Below are 6899 nucleotides of genomic sequence, written 5' to 3'. Positions count from 1 at the left end.
GGAACGGGCATCTTGCCCGTTGCTAACACCGAAAAATTGAACAGGCAAGATGCCTGTTCCACTAAAGTTTCAATGTTGTGTGGAACGGGCATCTTGCCCGTTGCTAACACCGAAAAATTGAACAGGCAAGATGCCTGTTCCACTAAAGTTTCAATGTTTTGTGGAACGGGCATCTTGCCCGTTGCTAACACCGAAAAATTAAATCTACAATTGATATGACAAAATCCATCAAAATTGCTAAAACTTTGCTAGTTACCTACTACGCTTATATGCTCGAATACCGGGCGGAATTGTTTTTGTGGGCGCTGTCGGGAGCTTTGCCGTTTATATTGATGGGCGTCTGGATGCAGGCGGCCGAAACTGGTCAATTTGGGCTGAATTCGATCGACTTTGCCCGTTATTTTTTAGCGGCTTTCATTGTGAGGCAAACAAATGTAGTTTGGGTGATTTGGGATTTTGAAAAGCAAGTAGTGAAAGGCGAGCTATCTAATAGATTGTTGCAGCCTCTCGATCCTGTATGGCACCACTTCGCATCTCACGTTTCCGAAAGGTTTGCGAGGCTGCCGTTTATATGCGGATTAGTGCTGCTGTTTTTTGCACTTTACCCGCAGTCTTTTTGGCTGCCGAGTTTGGGCAGGTTTTTGCTGTTTTTGTTGGTTATCGTCTTGGCTTTTTGCTTGCGGTTCTTGATACAGTATACCTTTGCGCTGTTTGCTTTTTGGCTGGAAAGGGCAAGTGCGATCGAACAATTCTGGCTTTTAATTTACCTATTTTTATCGGGACTTATCGCGCCGCTAGAAGTGTTTCCCGCACAGGTGCGCGAAGTAGTTTTGTGGACGCCGTTTCCTTATTTGATTCATTTTCCCGCTTCTATCTTGATAGGATTACCCGTAGATGTAGGCCGTGGTTTGTTGGTAATGTTGGGTTGGAGTGCGGTATTTTTTGTGTGGAATCGCTGGCTTTGGCGGCAGGGTTTGAAGCAGTATTCGGGCATGGGAGCTTAAATAATAATTAAAAATTAGAAAACTGTAAGCTGCGTCACAGTAAAAATGTTAATTGTTTTGTCAAAAAGACGTGACGCACCCTACTTAACTGTCGAGTAATATCATGTCTGATCGATTGACCATAATATCCCGGCCGGGCGGGTTTTTGAGATTGTCAATTATTGGCAGATATTGTTGGTGAACCCGCCCCTACCTGATTTCGGGTAATCGACCTGACATGATATAAATCTAAAATCTAAAATCTAAAATCTAAAATCTAAAATCGACTGACGCACCTACTTAAGTCGATCGCAGACATCATGCAAAAATGCAATCGGGAGTATTCGACAATTGCATAAATCTCCATTTTTTGTATATATAAGTACAAAAGTTTACAATAAAGTCTTATATTAATTAACCCAACGACTGATAAACGGGATAAAAGAGATTCTAATGACAGCCAAAAAAAACCTCATTGTAATCGGCAATGGCATGGTAGGTCACAAGTTCCTGGAGTTAATGGTGAGCTCGGATGCTACCAAACACTGGAATTTAATTACTTTTTGTGAAGAACCGCGCGTTGCTTACGATCGCGTAAACCTCAGCGGATTTTTCTCTGGCAAAACAGCGGGAGATTTATCTTTAGTTGCACCGGGATTTTATCAACAAAACGGCATCCAGATTCACATTGGCGACAAAGCAGTCGCCATCAACCGGGAAAAAAAAATAGTTTCTTCAGCCAACGGTTTAGAAGTTCCCTACGACAAAATTGTTCTCGCGACCGGTTCCTATCCATTTGTGCCATCAATTAAAGGCAAAGACGCTACAGGAACTTTTGTTTACCGGACAATTGACGACCTGGAAGCGATGTCATATTACGCTAAAAATTGCAAAATTGGCGTAGTAATTGGCGGCGGTTTGTTAGGTCTAGAGTGTGCTAATGCTCTGCAAAATATGGGTCTAAAAACTCACGTGGTTGAGTTTGCATCGCGGCTGATGCCCGTGCAAGTTGACGAAATTGGCGGGGCAATTCTCCGTAGCAAAATAGAAGAGTTGGGGGTTTCGGTTCACACCAGCAAATCTACAACAGAAATTGTTAGCGAAGATGGCAAAGTTACTAAAATGCTGTTTGCTGACGGTTCGGAATTGGCAACAGATATGATAGTGTTTTCTGCTGGCATTCGCCCCCGCGACGAAATTGCCAGAAGTTGCGGTATAGAAGTAGGAGAACGCGGTGGCATTTTGATTAATGATAGCTGCCAAACCTCCGATCCTGACATTTATGCGATCGGAGAATGCGCCCTTTATCAAAATCGCATCTACGGCTTAGTTGCGCCTGGGTATACAATGGCAAGCGTAGCAGCAGATATTTTGAGCAGTGTAGCGGATGACGGGCAAGATGCCCGTCCCACAAGCACTTTTACAGGTGCAGATATGTCCACTAAACTCAAATTATTGGGGGTGGATGTTGCTAGTTTTGGAGAGCCTTTTCCCAAGTCGGGCGATGCTAAAGAAATTGTTGTTGCTGACACCTTCCAAGGCATTTACAAAAAATTAGTTTTAAATCAAGACGGCAGCCGGATTTTAGGCGGAATTCTCGTAGGAGATGCTTCGGCTTACGGCACTTTGCTGCAATTCATGCAAAATGAAATTGCTCTGCCGCCGCATCCCGAAGATTTGTTGATGCCACCGCGAGAAGGGGGAGCTCCGGCAGGTTTTGGAGTAGACAGTTTGCCGGATTCTGCTCAAATTTGTTCTTGCAATAATGTTACCAAAGGGCAGATTTGTGCAGCGATTCGCGATCATAATTTAACCGATGTTGCCAGCGTCAAGAAATGCACTCAAGCGGGGACGGGCTGCGGCGGCTGCGTGCCTTTGGTGACTGATATCTTCAAGTCGGAGATGAAAAAAGCTGGGTTTGCAGTCAAAAATAATCTTTGCGAACACTTTGAATATTCTCGTCAAGAATTGTACCATTTAGTGCGTTCTCAAGAGATTAAAACCTTTGAGGAGTTGATTGAAAGACACGGCAAAGGTAAGGGTTGCGAAATTTGCAAGCCGGCTGTTAGTTCGATGCTGGCTTCTACTTGGAATGACCATATTTTAGAGAAGTCTCACGTTGGTTTGCAAGATACGAACGATTACTTTTTGGCAAACATTCAGCGCGACGGTACTTATTCGGTGGTGCCCCGAATACCGGGGGGAGAAATCACTCCAGATAAGTTGATTGTTTTGGGTGAAGTTGCCAGGGATTTTGGGCTTTATACTAAGATTACTGGCGGGCAACGGATTGATTTGTTTGGAGCTCGTGTGGATCAATTGCCGCATATTTGGCGTCGGTTGATTGATGCGGGATTTGAGTCGGGACACGCTTACGGTAAGGCTCTGCGTACTGTAAAATCTTGTGTTGGTAGCACTTGGTGCCGCTTTGGGGTGCAGGATTCTACGAGTTTGGCGATCGAAGTTGAATTGCGGTATCGTGGTTTGCGATCGCCCCACAAGCTCAAATCTGCTGTCTCTGGTTGCACTCGCGAATGCGCGGAAGCTCAAAGCAAGGATTTTGGGATCATTGCGACAGAGAATGGTTGGAATTTGTACGTGTGTGGCAACGGTGGTATTAAGCCACAGCACGCGGTTTTGCTGGCGACGGATATCGATAAGGAAACGCTGATTAAGTATATCGATCGATTCTTGGTTTTCTACATCCGCACGGCAGACAGATTGGAACGCACTGCTACTTGGTTGAACAAACTTGAGGGCGGGATTGAATACTTGAAACAGGTGATAATTGAGGATTCTCTGGGAATTTGTGCTGAATTAGAAGCCCAGATGGAACATTTAGTTAATACTTATCAATGTGAGTGGAAAACGACGATTGAAGACCCACAAAAGGTGCAGCGGTTCCAGCATTTTGTGAATTCCGATTTACCCGATCCGAGTATTGTTCGTGTTGCGGAACGGGGACAAACGCGGCCGGCTAACGAACATGAAAAGGCTCTGGCTGGAGTTTCGGAATAACCCCTCCCCAGCCCTCCCCTTGCTAAGGGGAGGGAGCAAGATAACCCCTCCCCAGCCCTCCCCTTGCTAAGGGGAGGGAGCAAGAATCTCGTTCCCAGGCTCTGCCTGGGAATGAATTCCGGGAGGCTCTGCCTCCTTCGGCGAGGCGAGGCAGAGCCTCGAAACCTACGTTCCCAGCCGGAGACTGGGAACGAGATTGAAGTAAAATAACAGGAAAAGAAAATGGTTCAATCATTACAAGTTTCAGATACTGTGACTACTTGGGTAGATGTGTGTTCTCTGGATGCGATCGCCCCTTATACTGGAGTTTGCGCTTTAGTTAAAGGCGAACAAGTGGCGATTTTCCGAGTGGGAAACGGGGATGAAGTTTATGCGCTTAGCAATTACGACCCGTTTAGTAAAGCTTTTGTTTTGTCGCGGGGAATTGTGGGCGATCGCAACGGCACTCTCAAAGTTGCTTCTCCCATTTACAAGCAAAACTTTAGTCTCACTACCGGGCAATGTCTGGATGATGAAACGGTAAAGATTCCTACTTTTGCGGTTCGGGTTGTAGCCGATCGCGTCCAAGTAGCTGTTAGTTAGATTCAGCGGCTTAATTGTTCGATCGCCATCCGCCACCACCTAACATTCCTGTGGGTGCTGGCGGATTTTGCATTGGGGCCCTCCCGACTCAGTATTTTTCGTATAAAATAGAGTCGATTGGCTCCATACTCCACGCTCGCTCAAAAAAATCTCAACTAATATCGGAGCTGATGCGAGGATTGTCAATGCAAACAAACTTCAGGGGCAGGGTATCAGTATGTTGTTAAAAAAACTTGTTTCCGAAAATAATCCCCAGACTGTAGCAGAGTTAATCCATGCCCAACTCAAAATCGGTCAACTGACTTGGGGCGAACTCAACATACAAGTTTTCGGCCAGCACTGGCGGGACGAATCTTTGCACGAAGTCCTCAGAGAAATTGCAGCTAAGCTCGACAAAGAAACAGCGAGCCAAATTATAGAATATCTCACAGATCAAAACGGTCAACAAGAAAAATTTATTAATTTGTTTTTAGCAGCGCAATGCTTGTTAAAAGTTAAAAATGATGTTAATAAAAAAACCGAAAAAAAACTGTTAAACGCTTTAAAAAAGTTATCGCAATACGGTACGGGTTTCCTGATTCTTTATCAAAGCGCTCAAGAATTGCAGGAAACTTATCAAATTCGTAATCGATCGATCGTCGCGATCGCCCAAACTTGGAAAAACGACCCGCAAACCCTGCCCTGGCTGAAAATACTCGCTCACTCCACCGACTGTGGCGAAGTCCGATCCACAGCAGTCGAAGCAATAGCCCGTGGTTGGCCAGACCAGCCAGAAATTTACCTGATGCTCAAAAAACTCGCCAAATCCGATCCAAGCTGGGCAGTGCGATCGACCTGTGTGCGAGAAATGGCTTGTGGTTGGCCAGACACGAGCGATACCTGGCCGCTGCTGACTGCCCTGGCTCAGTCAGATCAAAGTCCCGCAGTTCGCACCGCAGCACTGGAACAGTTGGCCTCTAATTGGCCCGATCGCACAGATACCTTGCTGCTGCTGAGAAAGGCCGCCGAATCCGACGAAAATTTGGGAGTGCGAGTCTGTGCGTGGCAAGAAATAGCCAGAGGTTGGCACAGCCTTTTAGGCACGGCCTCCCTGCTCAAAAACCTTGCCCAGACAGGAAGTTCTATCCTGCGAACCGTAGCGGTGCGGGAGTTGGCAGCGGGCTGGCCTGCTGCAGCCGACGTTTGCCTGCTGCTGAAAACCCTAGCCGAATCCGACAGCAGCAAAGAAGTGCGGACAGCAGCCTTAGAAGAATTGGCCTCGCACTGGCCCGACGAACCAGACATTTACCCGCTGCTGAAGACTAAAGCCGAGTCCGACGCGAGTTCGAGCGTCCGGCGCTCAGCAGTGCAAGCAATTGCCTCTGGCTGGCGCGGGAACCCCGAAACTCTGACTTTTTTGAAAAATATAGCATTGGGCGATCGCGACGCCGACCTGCGCGAAATAGCCCTACAACAGATAGCCGCAGGTTGGCCCGACCACCCAGAAACCCTGCCCCTGCTGCAAAAAATAGCTGATTCCGAGGATTACTGGACTGTGCGGCAAGTAGTAGTGGAGGCTGTCGCCGCAGTGGCGTCAGGAAGTCTCGAAGTCTTTGGCTGGTTGCAAAATCTCGCCGCGTCAGACAGACACCTCAACGTCCGAGAAACTGCGGTGGAAGAGATCGCAAAACGCTGGTCTCACCGGGGCGAGACGCTGCCTTTCCTCAAAAGCCGGGTAGAGTTGGAGCATGATTCTCACCTGCTGAGCGTGCTAGTGCGATCGATCGTGCGGGGGTGGCCCGACCACCCGGAAACCTTGCCTTGGCTGAAAATTGAGCTCGATTCTGGGGAAGCGCTGGTGCGGCAAGCGGTGGTGCTTGAACTAGCTTACAACTGGCCAGACAATCCTGAAACTTGGATGCTGCTGGAGGCTCAAGCAGAGGGCGATGAGAGTCCCGCTGTCAGGCAAATCGCTTTGCAAAAGTTAGCCCGGGCACGGACAAATCAGTCTCAAACTTTCGAGTGGCTCAAAAGTAGATCTCAAAAGGATGAAGATTCGCAGGTGCGGGCGATCGCCCTGGTAGAGTTAATGCGGGGATGGAAAGACGAGCCGGGAATGTTTGAGTTTTTGCGCGATCGAGCTTTGAGCGATCCTGACAATCAAAACGGTTCTTTTCCTTACAATCCCAGATTTACAGCGCTCGAAGCGATTATCGAACATTATCCCGAAAATCCGGGAGTTGTGCCGTTGTTGCGATCGCTTGCAGTTTCCGACGCAGAAGAGCAAGTGCGTGCCTTAGCGGGTCGCCGACTACGCAGCCAAGACTGGTAAACAGA

The 6899-nt window shown here is 47.6% G+C and carries 4 protein-coding genes; all 4 read left to right on the top strand.

The window, feature by feature from the left end; genetic code table 11:
* Positions 1–215: 215 nt before the first annotated feature.
* The 4 genes from QUB12_RS14165 to QUB12_RS14150 all read left to right on the top strand — a co-directional run bounded on the left by QUB12_RS14165 (position 216) and on the right by QUB12_RS14150 (position 6894).
* Positions 216–1004 carry an ABC-2 family transporter protein gene (locus QUB12_RS14165; protein ID WP_333307204.1) on the top strand — a complete coding sequence of 263 codons (789 nt, stop codon included), beginning with the start codon at positions 216–218 and terminating at the stop codon, positions 1002–1004.
* Positions 1005–1436: 432 nt separating this feature from the next.
* Positions 1437–4001, top strand: coding sequence for a nitrite reductase large subunit NirB (nirB, locus tag QUB12_RS14160; RefSeq protein WP_333307202.1), 2565 nt, complete (start codon positions 1437–1439; stop codon positions 3999–4001).
* A 222-nt stretch (positions 4002–4223) separates the two neighbouring features.
* Positions 4224–4583, top strand: a complete 360-nt coding sequence (gene nirD / locus QUB12_RS14155; RefSeq protein WP_333057424.1) for a nitrite reductase small subunit NirD — start codon at positions 4224–4226, stop codon at positions 4581–4583.
* A 217-nt stretch (positions 4584–4800) separates the two neighbouring features.
* The gene (locus tag QUB12_RS14150) at positions 4801–6894 is read left to right on the top strand and encodes a HEAT repeat domain-containing protein (protein WP_333142883.1); all 2094 of its coding nucleotides are present in this window, start codon (positions 4801–4803) and stop codon (positions 6892–6894) included.
* Positions 6895–6899: the final 5 nt, after the last annotated feature.

Origin of the sequence: Microcoleus sp. B7-D4 (assembly GCF_036705125.1) — a bacterium.
Taxonomy (GTDB): Bacteria; Cyanobacteriota; Cyanobacteriia; order Cyanobacteriales; family Microcoleaceae; genus Microcoleus.
Note: the sequence above shows the minus strand (reverse complement) of the source record. Positions and strands in the feature narration are given on the sequence as shown.

Excerpts from the sequence above, each read along its gene's own strand:
- QUB12_RS14150 (WP_333142883.1), top strand. The coding sequence starts at position 4,801 with ATGTTGTTAAAAAAACTTGTTTCCGAAAATAATCCCCAGACTGTAGCA.
- QUB12_RS14165 (WP_333307204.1), top strand. The coding sequence starts at position 216 with ATGACAAAATCCATCAAAATTGCTAAAACTTTGCTAGTTACCTACTAC.
- nirB (WP_333307202.1), top strand. The coding sequence starts at position 1,437 with ATGACAGCCAAAAAAAACCTCATTGTAATCGGCAATGGCATGGTAGGT.
- nirD (WP_333057424.1), top strand. The coding sequence starts at position 4,224 with ATGGTTCAATCATTACAAGTTTCAGATACTGTGACTACTTGGGTAGAT.